The following is a 23,079-nucleotide window of genomic DNA, read 5'->3' as shown; positions in this document are numbered from 1 at the left end:
CCGCCGATCGGCTCGCCTGTCACGGCTCGTCGTCCTGATCGTCGTCTTCCGGCGCCAGCGGGGCGAGCGGCTCGTCCGGCGGGGGCTCGGTGAGCTTGGTGCCGGCGGGGACGCGCAGGTCGTAGAAAAAAAGCGAGAGTTGATCGAGCCGGCCGAGCTCCCGGAGCACACCCTCCACGATCGAGCGCGCGGCGAGGTATCGATTGAGCCACGCCTGCCGGGCCGCCTCGACCTCCGGCGTGAGCGATTGCCGATCGACCAGCGCGTCGTCGGCGTGCGCGACGACCGGCGTGAGGGTCTTCATCATGGAATCGAACCGCCCGTACCAATGCGCCGCGTCGCGCACGGTCAACTGGGGCCCCGCTAGCTTCGTCGTGATATGCGTGACGGCGAGCAGCACGTCATGCGCGGCATTGCCGACGCCCGTCGCCGTGCCATCGCGGACGAAAAACACCTTCCGGTCGACGATACTGGCGTCATGGGCGCTGAGGTGCTTGCTGAATTGCCCCAGCAATCGGCGGGCCTCCTTGAGGAGAGGCCTTTTGTTTTGCGTGCCCTTGCGGCGCTCGGCGTCCTTGTCCCGGGCTGCGTCGACGGCGGCTTTGACGGCGTTCGTGGTGTCGTCGAGGCGATCGGCGACGTAGTTCAACGTAGAATCGAACGCGGGGACCAGCCCGACGAGGCGCGTGCGGATCTTCTTGGAGGCATAGGGGCCGTAGATCTGCGTCTCGTCCTGATCGATGTTCTTGTCCGCCATGGGGTCCTCCAGGAGGTGGGAAGGGGGAGGACGGTAGGCGAGCACGTGGGGGGCTTACAAGAGGAAAGTTGGGGAGGGTGGGCCGCGACGCGTAGGAGTCTCGCCCCGCGCCCCCCGAACCCTCGGTCGCGCCGTCGCGCACGACTGCGGCGTTACGCTGCGTCCGGTCGCCAGTTTGTGGACTTCGGGATCACGCCTGATACCGTGCTCATGCTGCGCCCCGGGGGGGGCAGCGTGGAGGGGAATCATGGCCAAGTTGCTGCTGGGTCTCGGGGCGCTTTTCCTGTACGGATCGCTTGGTGTGGCGTCGGGTATCGGTGACGTTCGCCCGGAGGCGCAGCGTCCGACGTTGACGTCCGCCGCAAACGACACAACGAACCTCGGGTCGCGCGAGGGCACAGCAAGCCCGATACCGATGGGAGGGATCAGCGAGGACGAGCGAGAGCGCAGGGTCCGCGAATGCGAAACGCTTCACGACCACTGCTATGACTGGTGCACGCGATCGAACCTGAAGGACAGGAAGAAGCTCCGGCTGTGTTACGAGGACTGCGCCGACAAGTTGCAAGACTGCATGAAGAAGATCCCCTACGCCGACTAGAGCACCAAGGCAGATCCGAATGGCCACCCTGACCACACGCGTCCTCCAGTACCGCGGAGACGACGGCAAGGAGCGGGACGTCACCCTCACGGTATTCGTGCCCTTTGCGGATGAGCATGGCGGGTGGAAGTGCGGGTTCCAGTTCAGTCCACCCACCCATCGGCGCGTCGTTTACGTCGGCGGCATCGATTTCATCCAGGCGCTCGTCGGGTGCCTCAAGGTCGCGCGTGGTTACGTCGAGCACCCCGAAGAGGAGCGCTCACACTGGCAAGGCATGTCGCATTCCGGCTTGCCCACGCCCCAGGCCAGGCCAGGCGAATATCGCGCCCCCGAGGTGCCAGCGCCGGAGAGCAACCCGGGAGACCTGGAGGTGCTCACGACACGAGCGCTCGGCCATTCCGATACGAGCGGCGTCGAAACGGAGCTCGTGTTCACCGTGTTCAAGCCGTTTCAGGCGGACGACGGATCGTGGAAGTGTGGCTTTGCGTTTGGTCCGTCCGAGGGGGCATCGGTCCGGTATGGCGTCGGCGCCGATTTCATCGAGGCCTTCCTCGACGCGCTCGCCCTGGCGCGTGTCGCGTTCGACGATATGGCCCCGACGGGCCCGGCGTCCGGGCTGGCGCTGGACTGCAGCGACTTCCCCTACAAGGTGGGGCGGGCCTTTGCGACCGATCCCGTCGTCGATCCCGACGCCGTCGCGCCGCCGTGATCCGCGCGGTTCCCTTGCGCGAAACCTCGACCCCTCATCTCTCCCCCCGCCCCCGATTCCAATCCCCCCACGCCACCCCCACCGCCGCCCCCTCCTCCCCGAGCAGCGCCTCCCCGATCGCCCGCCTCGCCGCTGCGCCATCCGTATCCAGCGACATTCGCGCCTCGATCCGGACGCCCTCCATCTGCGCATGCCGCTCCGATAACAACCCTGCGATCACCTTCCCTCGCGCTGGCAGCTCCCTCGCCAGCGCCGCGTGTGCCTCCTCCGTCAGCCCCACCCATCCGTCGTCGCGCACCACGAGCGACACATCCGCGGAATCGCAGAGCCCCGGCAAGGCCGCCGAGAGCACCGTCAATGGGTCGTGCATGATCGAGCAGGGCTTGCCCGTCTCCACCCACGCCTCCAGGTGCCGCACGAAGAGCGCTCCCGCGGGAGAGGCCCCTCGGAGCGCGCACGCCAGCGGGTCGTCCGGGTAGACCCCGAGCCCGCTCCCCCAGCTCGAATGGCTGAACAATAGCCGCGGCTTCTCCACCCGCGCGAGCACCCGCGCGAAGGCCCCCGGGTCGAGCCGCGCATTGTATTGCGCCGCCTCCCGCCGGTACGCCCCCGCGAGCGCCGGGCCCATCTGAAAGAGACGCACCCGCGCCGCGAGCTCCGGACGCGCCAAAAGCGCCGCGTCGAGGTTCGAGAGCGGCCCGAGCCCCACGTAATCGACCCGCGGAGACGCCTCGAGCACCCGCACGATCTCCCCGACCGCGTCGACCGAGAATCGCACGTCGTCCGGCGCGAGCCCCGCCTCCTCCACCAGGCACGACGCCCGATTGCGCACGCTCGGCAGCCCCGCCGCCACCGGGAGCTCCACCCTCGACGCGCGGAGCAACCCCGCGAGGAACCGCGCGCGCCCTTTTTCGCGCGTCTCGTCGCTCGTCACCAGCAGGGCAGGTCGAAATCGCGACGGCCGCGCGGCCAGCATCGCCGCGACGCACGTGTCGTCCGGATCCGTGCCGATGTCCAGGTCGAAGATCGACGGCGCCGCGCCGAGCGGGGCTTCCTGCGTCGAAATCACGCCCTCGCCCCCGCTACGGCTCCTCCACCATCGGGAACACCTCCACCCCGAGCGACTTCAGCAGGACCGCTCCCTCCGGCGGCCTCGCCTCCTTGGCCGCATTCATCTGGTCACGCGTCTCCCAGATGCTGATCGTCATTCCTTTCCCGCTCGACGGGTCTGTCACGTAATAACTCGCCTTGCACCCGGGCTGCTTGCGCATCCAGGCTCGATAGGCGCGCGCCTTCTCCAGGTCCGCCTCGCTCGCCTTTTCGTGCGTCACCACGCGACAGAACCCCTTCGTCGGAAGCGACGACGTCGACTTCTCGTTCGCCTTCCACAGGTTCGCCGCCGCCCAGAGCTTGCCGATCTGCAGCACCGGGTGCGCGCCCTCCACGCCGTAGTCCTCCGGCGTCACCACCCGGCCGCGCACCGAGAAGTAACCCGTGCGCAAGCCGAACTCGTCCGTCACCGCGTACTGACCGCCCGCGGCGCTCACGTGGTAGAGGCTGTCGTCGATCGTCACCTTGTTCCCATCGACGTGGGTCTTGCTCGCCATGGCGCGCATCGTACCAGAGCTCGGCGGCTCTTCGCGCCGTTTGAAGCTCACGGGTTCGTCCCTTCTTTGCTACCCTCCGCCCCGCCGCCATGACCGCACGTGAAGACAGGCCGAGGGCCGAAGGGCAGGGGCGAAAGGTGCGTCTCGTCCCAGGCGGGATCGAGATCAACGGCGACGTCGTCCCGCTCTGGGCAGGCTCCGTCCACTACTGGCGCCTCGACCCCGGCGCCTGGCGCGCTTGCCTCGAGGCCGTCAAGGCCATGGGCCTGCGCCTCGTCGACACCTACATCCCCTGGGGCGTCCACGAGGTCGCCCCCGGCAAGCTCGAGCTCGGCGCCACCGACCCCCAGCGCGACATCACCCGCTTCTGCCGCATCGCCGAGGAGCTCGGCCTCCACGTCATCGCCCGCCCCGGGCCCCACATCAACGCCGAGCTCACCTACTTCGGCCTGCCCGAGCGTATCGTCTGGGACCCGGCCTGCCAGGCCCGCTCCCCCGACCAGAACCCGGTCTTGCTCCCCATGCTCCCGTTCGCGTTCCCCGTCCCGAGTTACGCGAGCGACGCCTTCCACGACGAGGCCGCGCGGTACTTCCAGGCCCTCGGCCCCACGCTCGCGCCGCTGCTCTACCCGGACGGGCCCATCGTCCTCTTCCAGATCGACAACGAAGGCGCCCTCTACTTCCGCGACGGCGCCTACGACCAGGACTACCACCCCGACGCGATCCGCCTCTACCGCGAGTTCCTGCGCGAAAAGTACGGCACCATCGAGGCCCTGCGCGCCTCCTACGGCGTCGAGCCCAAGGACGGCGAGGTCCCGTCGAGCCGCAAGGGCGAGGCGACACGTTTCTCCTCCATCGACCCGCCGCGCAAGCTCGACGCCACGCGCCCGCGTGACCTCGCCCGACACCTCGACTGGTCCGAGTTCCACGAGCACCTGCTCGCCACCGCGTTCCAGCGCCTCGGCCGCGCGCTCGCCGCCGCCGGCATGGACGGGCTGCCCACGACGCACAACCTGCCGCCGGGCCAGGACGCGACGCCCCTCAACGCCGCCCGCGTCACCAAGGTCGTCGACCTCGTCGGGCTCGACTACTACCACCTGGCGAACCCCACGAGCCGCGCCATCATCGCCCGCCGCACGAGCGAGCTCGCGACGCGCTGCGAGGCCCTCTCCGTGCCCGCGTTCGCCTGCGAGATGGGCGCCGGCTTCCCGCCCTTCTTCCCGCCCCTCGACGAGCGCGACGGCGCCTTCACCGTCCTCTGCGCCCTCGCCTACGGCCTGCGTGGCTTCAACGTCTACATGGCCGTCGAGCGCGACCGCTGGATCGGCGCCCCCATCGACCGCCACGGCCGCGAGCGCCCGTACGCCACCTTCTGGCGCAAGCTCTGCGCCGCCCTCGAGCAGACGAGCTTCCACGATCTGCGCCGGAAGACCCCCGTCCGGATCCTCATCCCCCGCACCGAGCGCAGGCTCGCGCGGGTCATGCACGCCTTCGGCCCGCTCTCGGGCGCGTTTTTCTCCATCGTCGGGGCCGGCGCGCGGGAGCGTTGCGTCGAGGACGACCTCGGCCTCGGGTATCCGCTCGCCATCGAGGCCGACACCTTCGCCACCGCCTTCGAGCAGGCCCTCGAGTCGCGCGGCGTGCCCTTCGCCGTCGTCGGCGGCGAGGACCGCGACACCGCGCTCGGCGACGCGCGCTGGCTCATCTGCGCGACCTCCGGCGCCCTCAAGCCCGAGCTCTTCGAGCGCCTCGCCGAGGCCAAGGCGCGTGGCGCCCGCGTCACCCTCGGCCCGCGCGAGCCTCGCTTCGACGGCGCGTTCCGTCCCGTGGACGTCCCCTTCGACCTCGGCCGCCTCGGCGACGACGGTCCGCTCACGCCCGACGTGCCCGCCGCGGCCGACGCGGCCGTCGCGCAGGCGATCGAGACGCTCGGCCTGCCCACGTACGCCTGCGATCCCGGCGGCGTGTACGTCACCGTGCACGAGGACGCCTCGGGCGCGCCACGCGTGCTCTTCGTGATCAACCCGTCCGAGCGGGACTTCGTGGCCCGCGTGAGCGCCGGCGCGGCGCGGACGAAGGCGACGGACCTGATCGACGATTCGACCTTCGAAGCGCGCGCCGGCACGATCGAGGTGCGCATGAAGCCGCGGACGGTGCGGATGCTGGCGCTGCGGTGATCCTGGGGGGCATGTCCGTTGCTAGGCGCTCTCCGCGTCCTGACTTCGGAGGTGCTTCGTGAGAAAATCGATTTTGCTTGGCTCGGCGGTCTTCACCCTCGCCGCGGTGGGAATCGCCGCGTGTGGTGCGGACCATGCCGAGGTTGGCCAGGGTATGCCGAATTATGCGGGCGGGAGCTCGGGCGGCCAGGCGGCGCCGCCGACGGCGCCTCCGCCCCCGGACGGCAATGACGCGGGCGCGGACGCCGACGCACCTTTTGCGTGTGAGAGCCTCGACAAGGACAGCCCTGTCATCCTCTACCTCTCGGCCGACGACTCGAACTCGATGGGCTCGCCGGTCCAGATCCGCGAGCTCTTGAACATGGGCATCACCCCGAGCGCGAACCTCGTCCGCACCTACGAGTTCCTCAACTACTACCGCATCCAGTACCCCGCGCCGCCGGCCGGCGAGCTCTCGATCCTCCCGCACATGGCCGAGACGGCCGTCCCCGGCGAGATCGATCTCCAGCTCGGCGTCCGCTCCTTCGACGCCGTCAAGCCGCGCAGGCCGATCACCGTGACCTTCGTGCTCGACACGTCCGGCTCCATGGACGGCGAGCCCATCAAGCGCGAGCGCGCCACCGTCGCGGCCATCGCGCAGAGCCTCGCCGAGGGCGATATCGTCAACGTCGTCACGTGGAACACGGACAACAACGTCGTGCTCGCGGGCCACAAGGTCACGGGGCCGAACGACGAGCAGCTCCTCGCGAAGGCCAATGGCATCCAGGCGAGCGGCGGGACGGACCTCTCGAGTGGCCTCGCGGCCGGCTACAAGCTCGCGGAGCAGCATTATGGCGCGGGGAGGATCAACCGCGTCATCCTGATCAGCGACGGCGGCGCCAACGTGGGCGTGACCGACGAGGGCCTCATCGGCCTGCAATCGCAGGACGCCGACAAGGAGGGCATTTACCTCGTCGGCGTCGGCGCGGGCCCGGCCGAGTATTACAACGACGGGCTGATGGACGCCGTCACGGACAAGGGGCGCGGCGCCTACGTCTACCTCGACAGCACCGCGGAGGCGACGCGGATGTTCGTCGATCGATTCGACGAGACGATGGAGGTCGCCGCGCGCGGCGTGCAGGTCGAGATCACGCTGCCCTGGTACATGCGCATGTACAAGTTCTACGGCGAGGAGTACTCGACGAACCCCGAGGAGATCGAGCCGCAGCACCTCGCCCCGAGCGACGCGATGATCTTCAACCAGGTCGTGAAGGCCTGCGACGCGTCGGTCTTGAACATGGACGACACCGTCACGGTCGTCGCGCGCTGGAAGACGCCGCTCACGTATCAATCACGCGAGGTGAAGGTCACGACGACCCTCGCCGAGCTGCTCGCCGCCCCCTCGCCCCAGCTCGCCAAGGGCAAGGCGATCGTCGCTTATGCCGAGGCCCTGAAGCAGCCGAGCGCGGAGGCCTTCACGAGCGCCCTCGCGCAGATCGAAGCCGCGAAGGCCGGCGCCCCCGACGCCGAGCTCGACGAGATCGCCGCGCTGATCAAGAAGCACCCGAGCTACGCGGCGCCCTGAAGCGACGCCCGCCGAACGGCGCTGTTGCTTCTCCGCCGGAGCTCTCTTAGAACGCCGGAGGAGACGTGAGACGCGTGCGAACGATTGCGAAGATCCTCGGCGTGGGGCTCTGGCTCGGCCTCTTCGGCTTCACGTGGGCCGGCTGCAGCGAAGATCCCCCGCAAACGAAGCCCGACGATCCGCTCGCCGGGCTTCCTTCCACCTATGCCCGCGTCCAGTGCGGCCGCGTCTTCGCCTGCTGCGACGAAGCCGAGCGGGACGAGGTGCTCCTCTTCGACCCCGTGCCGGGCACCCAGGCCGAATGCGAGGCGCGGTACGAGAGCTTCTTCGGCGCCGTCGTCGTCGATCTCCGGAGCGGCATCGAGGCCGGCCGCATCGTCTACGACGCCGCCCGCGCGGAGGCGTGCTTCACGAAGGCCGGGTCCGCCTCCTGCGGCGATTTCTTCGGCTCCGATTTCCTCGAAGAGGACCCCGATTGCGAGGCCGCGTTCCAGGGCACCGTCGCGCTCGGCGGCGCCTGCCTCGGCGACGACGAATGCGAGGATCCCGGCGCGAAGTGCGCGGGCGCCTCGGGCGCGGAGCTCGGCATTTGCAAAGCCCCGCCCGGCGAGGGAGAGCCTTGCCAGGACGGCCTCTGCGGCCCTGGCCTCACCTGCCGGCTCGACGCCGGCATGCTGAAGTGTTTCGCCCCCACGCCCGACGGCGCCGCGTGTACGCTCGACATCGAGTGCCAGAGCAGCTATTGCGATTTCGACACCGGCGTCTGCGCCGCGCCCGCGCCCGAAGGCGGGCCGTGCGCGGTGAACGCCGGCTGCGAGAGCGGTTATTGCGACGTGTCGGCGGGGGCCTGCGCCGCGAAGAAGGCCGACGGCGGGGCGTGCGTCACGGGCGCGGAATGCGCGAGCGGCTTCTGCGACGACGCCGCGGGCCCGGGGACGTGCACGGCGACGAAGGCGGACGGCGCGCCTTGTATGGTCTCCGCCGAATGCGCGAGCGGCTTCTGTGACGCGGGGTCTTGCAGCCCGGGGACGGGGAGCCCGGTCTGCGACGGCGCGTGACGAAAATGCGCGCGGCGGGCCCTGCCCACCGTTGACGCCGCGCCTCTTTCGTCCCACCTCTCCGCTTCAGCGAGGCGCGGCTGCCCATGGAACGAGATCGCTGGCTCTCCGTTGTGCTGAGGACGGCGCTGCTCGTCCTGTTTTTCTGGATGGTCCGGACGCTGCTCGTCCCGATCGCCCTGGGCGGGCTCTTCGCGCTCCTCCTGAGCCCCCTCGCCGAAAAGGCGAGGCCCCGGCTGGGCCGCGCCGAGAAGTTCACGCCGCTCCTCTTCACGTTCGGCACGATCGTCCTCGTCGTGATTCCGTTCGTCTTCATCACGATCGAGGTCGTCCAGTCGATCAGCGAGTTCCTCGCCCGCGACTGGACCTCGACCATCACGCGCCTGCAATCGTTCCTGACGAACGGCATCGACATCCGCGGCCGGAACATCCACATCGGCGGGCCTCAGCTCACGGCCGCCATCCAGAACGTCGGCCAGCGCGCCGCGACCATCGCGGCCGCGGCCGTCGGCGGCATGGCCGCGGCCGTGCCGGCGTTCATCCTCAGCCTCTTCCTGTTCGGGGTCTCGCTTTATTATTTCCTGAAGGACGGCGGCAGGCTCGTCCGCTGGTTGTTCCGCCTCTCTCCGTTCCCGCAGAACCAGACGCGCGAGCTCTTCGCGTCCGTGCGCGAGACCGTCAACGGCGCCATCCTCGGCATCCTCGCGACCGCGCTCGTGCAGGGCAGCCTGTCGCTCGTCGCGCTCTACGTGTTCGGCGTGCCAAACGCGTTTTTGCTCGGCGTGCTCGCGGCGCTCCTCTCGTTCATCCCGCTCGTCGGCACGACGCCCGTCACGGTGGGCTCGACGATTTACCTCTTCGCCACGGGCCACGTCGGCAGCGGCGTCGGGATGGCCATCTCGGCGGTGCTCATCGGCCTCTCCGACAACGTCGTCCGCCCCTGGGTGCAGAGCTCGTCGACGAAGATGCACCCGCTCGTCGCGCTGCTCGGCATCTTCGGCGGCCTCGAGCTCTTCGGCCCGGTCGGCGTCTTCCTCGGCCCCGTCATCGCGGCGATGGCCGTCTGGACCGTCGACACCTACGCGAAGCTGCACCCGCCGCGCCGCGAGGCCGTCGCGCCGCCCAGCGACCCGAACGTCCCGCCGCCGAAGAGCGCGCCCCCCGCCTCGTCATGAGGCGAGCGCTTCACAACCATCCGCGTTCCCGGTAGAACCTCGCGGCGTCCCCGAGCGACACGTCGAGCGGGCGCGACGTGTACCCGAGCTCCTTCTCGGCGCGCGCCGACGACATCCGCACCCGGAGCGTGCTCTGCAGCGATATTTCGTGGCTCAACAGGGGCGGCCGGCCGGAGATCCGCGCCGCCCGTTCCATCAAGAACGACAATCCCATCACGGCACGATCGGGCAGCGTGAAGCGCGGCGCCCGCCCGCCGGCCGCGGCGGCGATCCGCGTGAGCAGCGCGCGCACCGAGAGCGACTCGCCCCCGAGGATGTAATGGCGCCCGGAGCCTCCGCGCTCGGCCGCCGCGAGGTGCGCCGTCGCCACGTCCCGCACGTCGCACGTGGTCCGGATCCCGTTTGGCACGGCGATCGTCGTGCCTTTCCGCGTCGAAAGGAAGAGCGGCAGCACGTTCGCCTTCCAGTCACCCGGGCCGAACACCGCCACGGGGTGCGTGATCACGGCGAAGAGCCCCTCTTTCGCGGCCCGCTCGACCTCTTGCTCCGCCAGCCATTTCGTGTGCGGATAGACCATCTGCAGCGGAGCGAAGTTGTACGCGCTCGTCTCGTCGACCGTGACGACCTCTTCGGTCGGGGGATACGGCTTTCCGATCGTCGAGCCCGTCGAGGTGAACACGAATCGGTCGACCCGCGCGTCCCGGGCCGCCTGCACCATGTTCCGCGTGCCCGTGACGTTCGTCCGCGCGATCTCCGCCCATTTCGCGCGCCACATCCGCACGTCGGCCGCGACGTGATACACGACCGACGCGCCGCGCATGGCCTCGCGCAGCGTCGCCACGTCGTCGAGGTCCCCCCGCACGATCTCGAGCTCGGCCCGCGGGAGCTCGCCCGGCAATTCACCGCTGCGCGAGAGCGCGATCACGTGATGCCCCGTCTCCAGCAATCGCCGCGTGATCTCCCAGCCGAGGAAGCCCGTCCCGCCCGTCACGAAGGCGGTTTTGCTGCGCGGGATGCCGCTCATCGCTGCCTCGTCACCATCGCTCGATCCTCCACCCGCGTTGCCTGGCGACGCGCTCGAGCCGCGGATCGGGGTTCACGGCGATCGGCTCGGCCACGCGCTCGAGCAGGGGCACGTCGGTCACGCTGTCCGAATAAAACGTGGACTCTTCGAGGACGAACCCGAGCTTCGCGGCGAGCGCCTCGGCGCGCCGCACCTTGCCCGCGCCGAGGCAGAGGGGCCGCTCGGCGCGCCCCGTGAAATGGCCACGCGTATCGAGCTCGAGCTCGGTCCCCACGACGTGCTCGATCGCGAGCCGCCTCGCCAGCGGCCGCGCCGCGTATTTCGTCGCGCCCGTCACGATCGCGCAGACGTCGCCCGCCTCCTTGTGCCGCTGCACCGCGCGCCGCCCGGCCTCGGCGATGTGCACCTCCACGTATTTGCCGAACCAGTCCTCGCAACGCGCGCTGAGCACGCTCTCGGGCGTGCCCGCGAGCGGCCCGAGCGCCTTCTCCGCCATGTTCTCGGCGTCGAGCAGCCCGAGCGTGTACTGCCCGACCCAGTACAAGGTCTTCAGGAGGTCGAACGTCGTCGCCTCGCCGATGTCCCGGAGATACCGCACATAGAGGCTCGCGGTCTCCTTGCGCACGAGGGTGCGGTCCATGTCGAAGAGCGCGGCGCGTGGTTTTTGTTCGTTCATCACGTGAGGCCGTATCCGCGCTGGAGCGTGGCCGAGAAGAGGTTGCAGAGCGCGTGGAACACGACACCCGCGCCGATGCCGCCCGTCCGCGCGCGGAGCCAGCCGAACACGAGCGAGGGGAAAAACACCGCGAGCCGGTCCGGGCTCGGGACGGTCAAGAAATGCCCAATGGCGAAGATCGCCGAGGCGACGAGGAGCCCCGGGCCGAGATCGGCGCCGAGCACGCGCCACCGCGGCGGCCACGCGGCGTCGAGCCGGGTCTGGAGGTATCCCCGGAAAAACGCCTCCTCGGGGAGCGCCACGGCCAGGAAATGGCCGGAAATCTCGTTCCACGGCGAGGTGAGCGCCCGGAACACGAAGGGCATTTTCAGGCGCCAGAACAGCTTGAAGCCGATCCAGAACGGCGGGAAAATGATCAGCGCGAGGACGAGCACCCAGAGCAGCGCCGTGGCCGCGTCGCGGAGGAGCCGCCGCCGATCGAGCGGCAGCGGCTCGAGCAGGCCGCCGAGCGAGAGCCCATGCGCGCGGATCACGTGCTCGTCCGCGCGCAGGACGAGCCACCACGTGACCGCGAGGAACACGAGCCCCACCGCCGTCCCCGCGTGATCCTTCGGCGTGAGGTACGAGAGCGCCGTCACCAGGACGGTCGTGGCGAGCGCGACGAGCAGCGGGCGGCGCGCGTTCGGCGCCTCGGGGGCGGGCGCTTCGGGCGCGAGGGGAGCCGGGGAGTCGGGGAGCACGCGCGGGCGAGGATACCCTCGTCTGGCCGCCCGCGCGAGCCCGGGGAGGCAGGGCCGGGCGGGAAGAACTTCGATTTTCTGGCCTTCCTGGGGACGACGGGTACATTCGGCTCGTGGTGCTCGGTTCGTTTCTCCGCTCCCTGGCCCCGTCGTGCCTCGCGGCGCTCACGCTCGGCGCCGGCCTCGTCTGCGCCCGCCCGGCGAGCGCGGGTTCGCCGTTCCTGGTGACGCCCGAGCCCGCGGTGGTCGAGGCGAGCCCGGCCTATCGATACGCGAACATGACGGACGAGGAGGCGTTCGCCGAGCTCGACCGCCGGAGCCTGCCGTACATCCGCGTCGAGAGCGCGCCCGGCGTGCGGGCGCCGATCCGGCTCACGGGCCGGCTGCACGGCGTGTACATCCACTCCGCGCTGCCGGAGGAGCAGCGGGCCACGTCGATCTTCGAGATCCTCGACGCGCGGCTGGCGCTCGCGCTCGACGATTTCGCGGCGGTGCTCGAGCGGCACGAGATCGACGAGGTCATCCATTACACGATGTATCGGCCGAACGTGCCGCGCGAGGCGAGAGCGCCCGCGGCCCCGGCGAAGCGGAAGGTCGCGAAGAAGCAAGCGCCGCGAAGAGCCGCCCCGAAGAAGGGAGCGGCGGGGAAGGAAGCCTCGAAGAAGGAGGCGCCCCGAGCGAACCCGAAGCTCCCGCCGGCGAATACCGCGAAGGCGCGGGACCTCGGCAAGGGCGCGCTCGGGGCGAAACACGCGCACGAGGGCGCGGCGAAGGGGACGAAGCGGAAGGAGCCGGCCAAGGCTCCGGAGAAGCTCGGCAAGCCGCGCGAGATCGTCACGGAGGCGGCGAAGCCGAAGCCCTCGCCGCGCTGGGCCCCGCCGGGCACGCGTCACCCCGCGGGGCTCGCGATCGACGTCGGCCGTCTCCGCAAGAAGGACGGCACCTGGATCAGCGTCCTCGACCATTTCCACGGCAAGATCGGCGAAAAGACCTGCGGCGAGGGCGCGCGGAGGCCCGAGCAGGCCCTCGCGCAGGAGCTCCGCGCGCTCGTGTGTGAATCGCAGGACGCGGGCATCTTCACGTACGTGCTCTCGCCGAATTACAACGCCGACCACGCCGACCATTTTCACATGGAGATCAAGCCCGGCGTGCGGTGGTTCCTCGTGCATTGAAGGCACGGGGCAGGGGAGGTTGTCGGCGTATCCGCGGGCAAACGCTCCCTTGACAAACTGGGGGAGACCGGCGTAAGAACGCGCCCGTGCCCTCCCTGCCCCACGAAGGGATCGTCGAGCTGTTCCGCAACCGCCCGCTCCTGGCGGCGGAGATCTTGCGCGAGGCATTCGACGTCGTGCTCCCGAGCTTCACCGAGGCGCGGATCGAATCCGCGGTGCTCGGCGACGTGATCCCCCGGGAGCTGCGCGCCGATCTGCTCGTGCTCCTGCTCGACGGGAGGCCGGTGCTGGCCATCATCGTCGAGGTCCAGCTCAACGACGCCAAGCGGGAGAAGTCATTCGCGTGGCCGGCCTACCTCGTCGGCGCGCGTGCGCGTCACAAGTGCCCGGCGTGCCTCCTCCTCGTCACGCCCGACCCGGCGCTCGCGGCGCGCCTGGCCGAGCCGATCGTGCTCGGCCCTGGCCAGAACCTGGTCACGCCGTTCGTCCTGGGACCCGCGGGCGTCCCGGTCGTGGCGGACATCGAGGAGGCGCAGAGGAGGCCGGAGCTCGCGGTCCTGTCGGCGATGGCGCACGGGCCAACCGAGAAGGGCGTGGACGTCGCGGTGGCTGCGATCATCGCGAGCGCGGGGATCGAGGACGAGGAGACCCGTGCGATGTACGCGGATCTCGTGCTATTCTCGATGGGCGCGGCAGCACGAAGGGCCCTGGAGGCCGTCATGAGCATGAAGAACTACGAGTACCAGAGCGAGTTCGCGCGAACGTACTTCCAGAAGGGACGCGAGGAAGGGTTCGAACAGGGCATCGAGAAGGGGATCGAGAAGGGCATCGAGAAGGGCATCGAAAAGGGGATCGAGAAGGGCATCGAGAAGGGCATCGAGAAAGGTCGCGCCGAGGGGCTCCTGGAAGGAGAGCTGCGGCCGCTCGTCCGCCAGTTCGAGCGCCGGCTCGCGCGAGGGCTGACCAACGCCGAGCGGGCGCGGCTCGCCGAGCGGGTGCTCGCGCAGGGGGCCGAGCATATCGGCGACCTGGTCCTCGACCTCTCCGCCGAAGACCTCGCCTCCTGGCTCGCGGCGACGAACGGGCGCTGAGGTCCGGCAGCGGTCGAACGGGCCCTCCCCTCGTTCGCGCGTCCCGCGCGCCCACCCCCGCAGACCTGAACACCCGTCCCCCCATTACGATTTTTTCGTCCAACCACGCAACTGCCGCCCTCGTTCTGTCGACATGCGTGCGAGGGGGTCATGCTCGGACGAACCCCCGGAGGGACGAACTCATGCTCATCGACGCTGCTGCACTCCCGACCGATCCGCTCGTGGGGACCCGTTATCGTGTCGTTCGTTTGATCGGCGGCGGTTCGTCCGCCGACGTGTACGAGGCCAAAGGCCCTTCCGGCGAGCTCTGCGCCATCAAGGTCCTCCGCCACGAAATGCGTGACTCCCAGGAGGCCGCCGCGCGCCTCCTCCAGGAGGGCCGCTTGCTCGCTTCGCTCCGGCACCCGAACCTCGTCCCCCTCCGCGAGATTGGAATGACCCGCGACGGCCGTCCTTTCCTCGCCATGCCCCGCCTCGCCGGCGAGACCCTCCGCGAGATCCGCCTCCGCAAAGGCGCCCTCGCGCCCGCGTTCGCCGCGACCCTCATCGCGGGCGCGCTCGACGGTCTGCACGCGGCCCACCACCACGGCGTCGTGCACCGCGACGTCAAACCCGGCAACATCTTCCTCGTCGAATCCACGTCCGGCCCCCCGCGCCCGGCGATGCTCGACTTCGGGATCGCCAAGGTCCACGGCGCCGCCACCTGGCGCACCACGGACCATCAATTCATCCTCGGCACCCCTCGCTACCTCGCCCCCGAGCAGATCCTCGGCGGACGCGTCGATGCCCGCACCGACGTGTATTCGATGGGCATCGTCCTCTTCGAGTGTGTCGCTGCGCGTGGTCCCTTCGATGTGCTCGTCGGCGCCGACATGCTCACCGTCATGCGCGCCCACCTCGGCCTCGCCCCGCGCCGCCTCGACGACGTCTCGGGCGCCCCGCCCGCGCTCGCCCGCGTCGTCGCCCGCGCCCTCGAAAAGAAGCCCGCGCGCCGTTATCCCACGGCCGCCGCCTTTGCCGCCGCGATCCGCGGCGCCGTCGCGCCCGAGGCCGCCTTCGCCGCGGAGAGGAGGGCGTCGTGAACACCACCCGCAAAGACCCCCACGCGCGCTCCACCGTGCCCGAGGATCACGCCGTCGAGCCTCCTCGCGCGCCCTCCACCCGGCGCGTTTTCCCCGCAACGCCCCTCCGCCGCGGCGAGCGCGCGCCCGGCACGCAGTGGATCGTCGTTCGCCCCCTCGGAAAGGGCGGCGTCGGGGAGGTCTTCGAGGTCGAGCACGCCCTGCTCGGGCGCCGCGCCGCGCTGAAGGCCCTGCTCCCCGCGAACGCCGAGCGCCATGGCCTCGCCGAGCGGATCGCCGACGAGGGGCGCATCCTCGCAATGGTGCGTCATGACAACCTCGTCGAGGTCCAGGACCTCGGCTTGCTCTCGGACGACGGCCGCCCGTACCTCGTCCTCGAGCTGCTCGAAGGGCGGGATCTGCGCGCCGAGCTCGGCCGCATCGGCGTCCTCTCCGTGCCGACGACGCTCGCCATCGCGGCGCAGATCCTCCGCGGCCTCGGCGCGCTCCACCGCGCGGGCTTCGTGCACCGCGACGTCAAGCTCGAGAACCTCTTCCTCTGCGACGACGGCCGCGCCAAGATCCTCGACCTCGGCGCCGCCGAGCCCGCCCGGGGCGCGGAGGGGCCGGGCGCGCGGGGCGCCTCGCTCGGGACGCCGCGCACCATGGCCCCCGAGCAATTCGCGGGCAGACCCGTCGACGGGCGCGCCGACCTTTATGCCCTCGGCCTCGTCCTGTACGAGCTCCTCGCAGGTCGTGGCCCCTTCGACGATATCGCAGACCTCGACGCCTTGCGTTTCGCCCACCTCGATCGGATCCCCGCGCCGCCGTCGCGGTTCGCCCCCCAGCCCATCTCCGCGGCCCTCGACGCCTGGATCCTCCGCGCGCTCGAAAAGGATCCCGACGACCGCTTCCCCTCCGCCGAGGCCATGGCCGCCGAGATCCCCGCCCTCCTCGCGCCTCGTCACGCGCGCCCCGCCGAGGACACCACGCCGTCCGCGGTTTTTTCATCCGCCGCTCGCCCCTCGTCCCGCCGCGCCGCCTCGCCTTCGCGGGATCACGACGGCGGGGAAGGTTTGCGCCGCATGGTCGTCTCCGCCCTGGCCATCGCTTCGCTCGCCGTCGGGCTCGCGGTGGGCAGGCTCCTCGGCCCGCACGCGTCCTCCCCGGGCCCCGCGACTCCGGTCGTTTTTGCGCGGGGGGCGTCGTGAACGATCCGATCGACACACGATCGGTGTAAGGTCTCCTTGCACGCCTCCGTTTCCACCGGCGAACGGCGCGAGCCGTGGGGAGAACGACGATGGACCTCATCCGACGCGGGTTTTTGGCTGTTTCGTTGGCGACGTTGTTTTCCTCCGCCATGGGATGCGGAGGAGCCTCCTACACGGGCGGCGGCTCGGCGACGCCGGGTGACGCGCGGGCGAGTGAAGCCACCCCGACGGGCGCGAGCGCCTCGCAGGGCCAGTTCGGCGGCGATTCGGCCGGCTTCCCGAGCGACGCGCCGGTCACGGACGAGGCAGCCCCGAGCGCGCCTCCGCCCGCCGCCGCGACGGCCGGCGCCGCGCAGCGCCCCGGCGCGTTCGAGGCCGAGGCCAAGCGCGCCGAGGTCATGCAGCCCGAGCCCCAGAATCGCCCGGGCCTCGGCACGCAGTGGGGCGAGACGCGCTCGTCGTCGATCACCACGGTCCCGTTCCAGCGCGCCGAGCCGACGAGCCCGTTCTCGATGTCGAGCCTCTTCTACAACGACGAGGAGGGCGCGCGCTCCATGGCGAACGCGGCCGGCTTCCGCCGCACCTCGGGCGGCGTCACCCCCGTCGCGGGTGGCGCGCTGCTCGTCGGCCTGCGTGACGAGAATGGCGCGTTCTTGAACGGGTTCGTCGCGAGCGACAAGAGCTACATCGTCGGCGAGGCGGGCCGCCGCTACACGATCGTCATTCGCAATCGCACGCCGAACCGCATCGAGTGTGTCGTCTCCGTCGACGGCCTCGACGTGATCGACGGCCGCGCCGCGAGCTTCACGAAGCGCGGCTACCTCGTGCAGCCGCACGGCGAGCTCGAGATCGACGGCTTCCGCCAGAGCGTCGACGCCGTCGCCGCCTTCCGCTTCGGCTCCGTGCGCGGCGCGTACGCGACCCGCAAATCCGGCGGCGACTCGCGCAACGTCGGCGTCATCGGCTTCGCCTTCTTCCACGAGCGCGGGACGAACCCGTTCCCCTGGACGAACGACGAGGTCAACAAGCGCCACGACGCCAATCCGTTCCCCGGCCAGTTCGCCACCCCGCCCTGATCGGGAAAACAGCGCGATCCAGCGCCCCGACGCACCGCGAAAAATTCCGACTACCCAACCCGCCCCGGCCGCGCTACCCCCGGTCCGTGGCGATCGATCTCAACCCCTCCCAGAAGCAGGCGGTCGAGCACGATCTCGGGCCGATGCTCGTGCTCGCCGGGGCCGGCTCGGGCAAAACGCGTGTCGTCACCGAGCGGATCGGGCGGCTGCTCGGCAAGGGCGTGTCCGCGCAGAGCATCCTCGCGATGACCTTCACCAACAAGGCCGCCGCCGAGATGCACGAGCGCGTCTCTAAGCTCGTCGGCCCGAAGGTCGCGAAGGACCTCAAGGTCTGCACCTTCCACCGCTTCGGCCTCGACACGCTCGGCCAGGAGACACGCGCGCTCGGCTTCCGCGGCACCAAATTCGCCATCCTGGACCAGGCGGATCAGACGAGCACGATCCGCGAGATCCTGCGCGAGCTGCGCACCACGAAGAACTACGACATCGGCGCGATCCTCGCGCGTATCTCCGCGGCGAAGAACGACTTCATCACGCCCGAGGAGTGGCTCGAGAAGCAGCGCAAGAGCCGCGGCGTGGACGAGTACGACGAGATCAGCATGCTCGTCTACCCGAAGTACCTCGCCGCGCTGCGGACCTTCCAGGCCTTCGACTTCGACGACCTCATCTGCGAGCTCGTCCGCCTCTGGAAGAAGCGCGCCGACGTGCTGGAGAAGTACCGGATGCGCTACCGGTACCTCATCGTCGACGAGTACCAGGACACGAACCACGCGCAGCTCGAGCTCGTGCTCCTGCTCGCGGGCTCGCACCGCAACGTGGTGGTCGTCGGCGACGACGATCAGTCGATCTACGCGTGGCGCGGCGCGGACGTGAAGAACATCCTCTCGTTCGAGGACCATTTCCCGGGCGCGAAGGTCGTCAAGCTCGAGCACAACTATCGCTCGAAGAAGCCGATCCTCGACGTGGCGAATGCGATCCTCGCGCGGCAATCGGGTAAACGGCACAGGAAGGTCCTCGTGCCCACGCAGGGCGCGGGGCCGATCGCGCAGGTCGTCGTCTGCGCCGACCCCGAGGTCGAGGCGAGCTTCGTCGCGAACGAGGCGCAGATGCTCATCGAGAAGCACGGCGTCCGGCCGAAGGACATCGCCGTGCTCTACCGCTCGAACCTCCAGGCCCAGCCGATCGAGCAGGCCTTGAAGGAGCGGAGCATCCCGCTTCGTATGATCGGCGGCCAGCAGTTCTTCGAGCGCAAGGAGGTCAAGGACCTCATCGCGTACCTCAAGGTCGTGCTCTCGCCGGACGACGAGATGTCGCTCCGGCGCGTGGTGAACTACCCGGCGCGTGGCATCGGCGAGGTCGCGTTCCACAAGATCACCGCGCACGCGACCGCGCAGGACATGAGCCTCTGGGCCGTGATCCAGCGCGCGCACGCGGTGCGGGAGCTGCCGCCGGGGGCGCTCGAGGGGTGCCGGCAGTTCGTCCGGATCATCGAGGGGGGTCGGCTCGCGTTCGAGCAAAAATTGCCGAGCGCGGAGGTCGCGGCGAGGCTCTGCGAGGCGATTGGCCTCAAGGCCGACATCCTGGCGGCTTCGGCGAACCCGCAGGTCGCGGCGCGCCGCTGGGGCAACGTCGAGGGCCTGCTCAAGCTCTTCGCGCGCCGCGACGAGGCCGGCAAAGGGGATCGGGTGCAATTCATGGAGTTCTTGCGCCTGCTCGCGCTCCGCATGGACGAGCAGGACGAGGAGGCCACGGACCGCGTCACGCTCACCACGATGCACGGCGCGAAGGGCCTCGAGTATCCGTACGTCTTCGTGATCGGCGTCGAGGAGGGGTTTTGCCCGCATTCTCGCACGACGACCGAGCGCGCCACCGATTTCGTGCCCGGCGACCAGGACGGGGCGGTGAGCATCGAAGAGGAGCGGCGTCTCTTCTACGTGGCCGTCACGCGCGCCCGGGAAAAACTCTACATGTCGCGCTGCATGGCGCGCGGGCAGCGGGGCAAGCTCGTGCCGCGCACGCCGAGCCGGTTCTTGCTGGAGCTGCCGCGCGAGCTCTACGAGGAGCGCGAGGAGACCACGCCGATCGCGCCGGGCATCGAGAAGACCAAGGCCGGCGCGGCGAACCTCCTGGCGGCGCTGAACTCGATCCCGACGCTCCCGCCGGGCGAGCTGCCGATGATCCCGCGGGCGCGCCCGAAGTTTTGAGGGACGCTCCTCTCGCGATTCTCTCGATCCTGCCGGGCGGCTGAACCCCGCAGGATCGAGAGAATCGCGCCGCCGACGGTGATCGCGGGAGAGTCCGGACATCATCGAGCAAATGCATACGCCGTGACGTGCGACCTGCGCCGATCGTAGTACGGGTGTGTTCGACGTTCCGTGACGTCACGGAACGGCAAGAGAATGCAGACCCAACGAAAGCAATGGTCCGCGTCGCTCGGCTTCTTCGTGGCCGCCCTGTCGCTGGTCGCGGCGGTCGCCGTGTTCACGCGCTCGGCGGCGGTTGGAGGAGACGGGCTGCTCTTCGCCCTGTTCCTCTCGTTTTGCCTCGCCATGGGCTGGATGGGGGCGCGGGTGCGTGGCTCCGAGAAGCGGTTCGGCGATTGCACGTCCCTCGTCGATTGGCTGCTCGCGCGCGAGGTGCGACGGAAGGTGGAGGCCCGGGTCCTGCGCGAGAGCGAGGAGCGATTTCGCGCCCTCGCGCAGGCGTGCTTCGATCCGCTGGTCCTGCATAGCGAGGGCGTGATCCTCGACGTCAACCAGGCCTTCACCGAGGTCTTCGGGTATCGCCGCGAGGAGGTCGTCGGCACGCGCAAGCAGATGCTCGCGCCGGCCGAATATCGACCCTTGCTCGAGGAGCAGAGCACGAGCGGCGCCGAGACCACCTACGAGGCCGTGCTCCAGCGCAAGGACGGCAGCCGATTCCTGGCCGAGCTTCGTGGGGGCAACACCCGCGTGAAGGGCCGCCCTGCGCGCGCCACGGTCATCCGCGACGTCACGCCGCGCAGGGGGGCCGAGACCGCGACGCGCTGGAGCGACGAGCTCATCCGGCTGCTCTTCGATTGGATCCCGCTCGGCATGGCGCACGTCTCCGTCGCGGAGGGGCGCTTGATCCGGGTCAACGCGTGTTTCTGCGAGATCACCGGGTATTCGGCGGACGAGCTCGTCGGCAAGACCTTCCAGGACATCACGCACCCGAACGATCGGGAGAGGAACGGCGCCGAATTCCGGGAGGCCTCGCGGGAGGGGCGCGTCTATCGGGCCGAGAAGCGATACCTCCGCAAGGACGGCGGCGCGGTCTGGGTGCGCGTGCACGGCTTTTTCTTGCGGGACATCCACGGCGTCATCCGCTCGTCGACCGCGGTGGTCGAGGACATCACCCTCGCGAAGCGCAACGAGGAGGCCCTGCGCGAGGCCGATCGCTGCAAGGACGAATTCTTGGCCATGCTGGCGCACGAGCTCCGCAATCCGCTCGCGCCCATCAAGACCGCCGTGGAGATCCAGAAGCGGCTCGACCTGCACGAGCCGCGGCTCGCGAGGTCCCGCGACGTGATCGAGCGACAGGTCGGCCACCTCGCGCGCCTGCTCGACGATCTCCTCGACGTCTCGCGCATCTCGCGTGGTCGCATCACCTTGCGGAGAGAGACGCGCGAGCTCGGCGAGATCGTCGGCCACGCCGTCGAATCGACCTGCCCGCTCATCGACGCCCGCAAGCACGAGCTCGTCCTCGCGCCTTGCGCGGAGCCGCTGCCCGTGAACGTCGACGCCGCGCGGCTCACGCAGGTCGTGTCCAATTTGCTGAACAACGCAGCCAAATACACCGACGACGGCGGACGCATCGAGCTCCGCATCGAGAGGGGGCCCCGAAGCGAAGCGCTCATCCGCATCAAGGACAACGGCCGTGGCATCGACCCGAAGGACCTGCCGCATGTATTCGATACGTTCTATCAATCGACCCGCACCCTCGATCGCTCCGAGGGGGGTCTCGGAATCGGACTCTCGCTCGTTCGCCGCCTCGTCGAGCTGCATGGCGGGAAGGTCGAAGCCCATAGCGACGGGCTCGGGAAGGGCTCCGAATTTTTGGTCCGGCTCGCGCTGGAGGATCGCCCGATGACGGACGCACACAAACCCGCGGTCCTCACGAATGGCCAGTGCCGCCGCGTGCTCGTCGTCGACGACAACGTCGACGCGGCCGAGACCATGGCCGCGCTGCTCGAGACCCTCGGCCACCAGGTCGCCGTCGCGCATGACGGCGAGGCGGCCCTCGAGGCCGTCTCGAGCGGCTCTCCCGAGGTCGTCCTGCTCGACATCGGCCTGCCGCGCATGGACGGCTACGAGGTCTGCAGGCGCCTGCGCGACGGCAGAGCCGCGCGCCCCTTCATCGTGGCCATCACCGGGTATGGCCAGGCCGAGGACCGCGATCGCGCGCTCCGGGCCGGCTTCGACGCCCACCTCGTCAAGCCCGCGAGCTTCGACGCCATCCAGGCCGTGCTCCGGGCCGCCTGAGCTCTCCAGGATCAGCCTGGATCCAGCCTCGGACAATATTCGTCCGGGCCTCTCCAAGTTCTCCACACCTGAACGCTTTCCGCGTGGTAGACGGACGAGCAGCCTCCTTTTCGGGAGACACCTCGTCGCATGTCCAGCGGAAAGCGCCCCCCTCGTCCTTCGGATCCAGGCTTTGGCCCCGCCAAACGCGTGACCGAGCTCGTCTCGGGCGCCGACCCGGCTACGCAGAAGGCGCTCGCCGACCGGCACCTCGCGCGGGCGCGGCGGCCTCGCTCCGTCAAGGCCATGCCCGCGGCGCGCCCGGCCGAGCGGGGCTCCGGGACGTACCTGCGCCCGGCCCCCACGCGCTCGCGGGTCCTCAACGCCTTCTTGCACGAGGCCGGCGTGGCGGGGCTGCTCTCGCCGGACGTCCACGTGCTCGACGAGCAGAAGCTCGCCCCGCGCCTGGTCGAGCTCGCCCGCAGATACTTCGCGCCCATGCTCGCGGCGGCTGGTAATGTCGAGGGCGCGCTCCGGATCGTCGCGGAGCTGCCCGAGGTCACGAGCGAGCGGGGCGCGCGCCTCGTCGTGCGCCGCGCCCTCTCCGCGCCGGGTCCGCTCGGCGCGGCCGCGCGCGATTACGAGGAGCACCGGCGCAAGACGAGCGCCCCCGAGCACGACGACCTCGAGGGCCAGGCGATCCTCGCCGCCTTCGCCGGTCGAATCGTGGCGCAGGCCGAGCGGCTGCTCGGACCCCACGTGCGCGAGGAGGTCGGGGCCACGCTGCGAAAGCTCGCGCCGCCGCGCGCGGAGGGCCGGCCGGCGCGCAAGCCTTCGGTGCGAATGCCACAGGTCTCGGGGCCGGGCGCGCCGGGCGACAAGAAGCGCAACCTCGGCTGAGG

General features: G+C 70.0%; 20 protein-coding genes. 14 read left to right on the top strand and 6 right to left on the bottom strand.

From position 1 onward, the window contains the following. Positions 1-19: 19 nt before the first annotated feature. Positions 20-757 (bottom strand): hypothetical protein, encoded by a 738-nt coding sequence (locus GF068_RS19535; RefSeq protein ID WP_153820920.1) that lies wholly within the window; start codon positions 755-757, stop codon positions 20-22. A gap of 247 nt (positions 758-1,004) precedes the next feature. On the opposite strand from GF068_RS19535, the gene GF068_RS19530 reads away from it, so the two are divergent. Continuing rightward, positions 1,005-1,355: a hypothetical protein gene (locus GF068_RS19530; protein WP_153820919.1), complete on the top strand. Its 351-nt coding sequence runs from the start codon at positions 1,005-1,007 to the stop codon at positions 1,353-1,355. Positions 1,356-1,374: 19 nt separating this feature from the next. Further along, the gene (locus tag GF068_RS19525) at positions 1,375-2,064 is read left to right on the top strand and encodes a DUF6968 family protein (RefSeq protein WP_153820918.1); all 690 of its coding nucleotides are present in this window, start codon (positions 1,375-1,377) and stop codon (positions 2,062-2,064) included. Between the two features lie 34 nt (positions 2,065-2,098). Here the strand turns inward: GF068_RS19525 and GF068_RS19520 are convergent, their stop codons facing one another. Both GF068_RS19520 and GF068_RS19515 read right to left on the bottom strand, forming a co-directional pair. After that, entirely contained in the window at positions 2,099-3,133 is a 1,035-nt protein-coding gene (locus GF068_RS19520; protein ID WP_153820917.1) for a nucleoside hydrolase, read from the bottom strand. A 13-nt stretch (positions 3,134-3,146) separates the two neighbouring features. Beyond that, entirely contained in the window at positions 3,147-3,671 is a 525-nt protein-coding gene (locus tag GF068_RS19515) for a hypothetical protein (RefSeq protein WP_153820916.1), read from the bottom strand. Between the two features lie 89 nt (positions 3,672-3,760). Here GF068_RS19515 and GF068_RS19510 point away from each other — a divergent pair, with 89 nt between their 5' ends. The 4 genes from GF068_RS19510 to GF068_RS19495 all read left to right on the top strand — a co-directional run bounded on the left by GF068_RS19510 (position 3,761) and on the right by GF068_RS19495 (position 9,645). Further along, entirely contained in the window at positions 3,761-5,848 is a 2,088-nt protein-coding gene (locus GF068_RS19510) for a beta-galactosidase (RefSeq protein ID WP_153820915.1), read from the top strand. Positions 5,849-5,906: 58 nt separating this feature from the next. Then, the gene (locus tag GF068_RS19505) at positions 5,907-7,412 is read left to right on the top strand and encodes a vWA domain-containing protein (protein WP_338046469.1); all 1,506 of its coding nucleotides are present in this window, start codon (positions 5,907-5,909) and stop codon (positions 7,410-7,412) included. A 74-nt stretch (positions 7,413-7,486) separates the two neighbouring features. Beyond that, on the top strand, positions 7,487-8,470 hold the full coding sequence (locus GF068_RS19500) for a hypothetical protein (RefSeq protein ID WP_153820914.1): 984 nt from the start codon (positions 7,487-7,489) through the stop codon (positions 8,468-8,470). Positions 8,471-8,556: 86 nt separating this feature from the next. After that, positions 8,557-9,645: an AI-2E family transporter gene (locus GF068_RS19495; RefSeq protein ID WP_153820913.1), complete on the top strand. Its 1,089-nt coding sequence runs from the start codon at positions 8,557-8,559 to the stop codon at positions 9,643-9,645. A gap of 10 nt (positions 9,646-9,655) precedes the next feature. Here GF068_RS19495 and GF068_RS19490 read toward each other — a convergent pair whose 3' ends face one another. From GF068_RS19490 to mrtC, 3 genes are read right to left on the bottom strand one after another with little or no spacing between them, the layout of a single operon-like run. Continuing rightward, positions 9,656-10,669 (bottom strand): NAD-dependent epimerase/dehydratase family protein, encoded by a 1,014-nt coding sequence (locus GF068_RS19490; protein WP_153820912.1) that lies wholly within the window; start codon positions 10,667-10,669, stop codon positions 9,656-9,658. Positions 10,670-10,679: 10 nt separating this feature from the next. Beyond that, on the bottom strand, positions 10,680-11,345 hold the full coding sequence (locus GF068_RS19485; protein ID WP_153820911.1) for an HAD family hydrolase: 666 nt from the start codon (positions 11,343-11,345) through the stop codon (positions 10,680-10,682). Next, positions 11,345-12,085: a myxosortase MrtC gene (gene mrtC, locus GF068_RS19480; RefSeq protein ID WP_153820910.1), complete on the bottom strand. Its 741-nt coding sequence runs from the start codon at positions 12,083-12,085 to the stop codon at positions 11,345-11,347. Before mrtC ends, GF068_RS19485 begins: the two co-directional genes overlap by 1 nt. A 113-nt stretch (positions 12,086-12,198) precedes the next feature. Here mrtC and GF068_RS47075 point away from each other — a divergent pair, with 113 nt between their 5' ends. From GF068_RS47075 to GF068_RS19440, 8 genes are all read left to right on the top strand, one after another. Next, positions 12,199-13,257, top strand: a complete 1,059-nt coding sequence (locus GF068_RS47075) for an extensin family protein (RefSeq protein ID WP_170319573.1) — start codon at positions 12,199-12,201, stop codon at positions 13,255-13,257. Between the two features lie 86 nt (positions 13,258-13,343). Next, positions 13,344-14,348 (top strand): FliH/SctL family protein, encoded by a 1,005-nt coding sequence (locus GF068_RS19470; protein ID WP_153820908.1) that lies wholly within the window; start codon positions 13,344-13,346, stop codon positions 14,346-14,348. 182 nt (positions 14,349-14,530) lie between these two features. Beyond that, positions 14,531-15,430, top strand: a complete 900-nt coding sequence (locus GF068_RS19465) for a serine/threonine-protein kinase (protein WP_153820907.1) — start codon at positions 14,531-14,533, stop codon at positions 15,428-15,430. Next, on the top strand, positions 15,427-16,620 hold the full coding sequence (locus GF068_RS19460; protein WP_153820906.1) for a protein kinase domain-containing protein: 1,194 nt from the start codon (positions 15,427-15,429) through the stop codon (positions 16,618-16,620). The genes GF068_RS19465 and GF068_RS19460 overlap by 4 nt, the downstream gene beginning before the upstream one ends. Positions 16,621-16,769: 149 nt before the next feature. Continuing rightward, positions 16,770-17,696 carry a hypothetical protein gene (locus GF068_RS19455; protein ID WP_153820905.1) on the top strand — a complete coding sequence of 309 codons (927 nt, stop codon included), beginning with the start codon at positions 16,770-16,772 and terminating at the stop codon, positions 17,694-17,696. 86 nt (positions 17,697-17,782) lie between these two features. Next, entirely contained in the window at positions 17,783-19,900 is a 2,118-nt protein-coding gene (locus GF068_RS19450; protein WP_338046468.1) for an ATP-dependent helicase, read from the top strand. A gap of 195 nt (positions 19,901-20,095) precedes the next feature. Next, positions 20,096-22,198: a PAS domain-containing hybrid sensor histidine kinase/response regulator gene (locus tag GF068_RS19445; protein ID WP_153820904.1), complete on the top strand. Its 2,103-nt coding sequence runs from the start codon at positions 20,096-20,098 to the stop codon at positions 22,196-22,198. Positions 22,199-22,327: 129 nt separating this feature from the next. Continuing rightward, entirely contained in the window at positions 22,328-23,077 is a 750-nt protein-coding gene (locus tag GF068_RS19440) for a hypothetical protein (protein WP_153820903.1), read from the top strand. Positions 23,078-23,079 lie beyond the last annotated feature (2 nt).

This window comes from Polyangium spumosum, from assembly GCF_009649845.1.
GTDB classification, from domain to species: Bacteria; Myxococcota_A; Polyangia; order Polyangiales; family Polyangiaceae; genus Polyangium; species Polyangium spumosum.
Note: the sequence above shows the minus strand (reverse complement) of the source record. Positions and strands in the feature narration are given on the sequence as shown.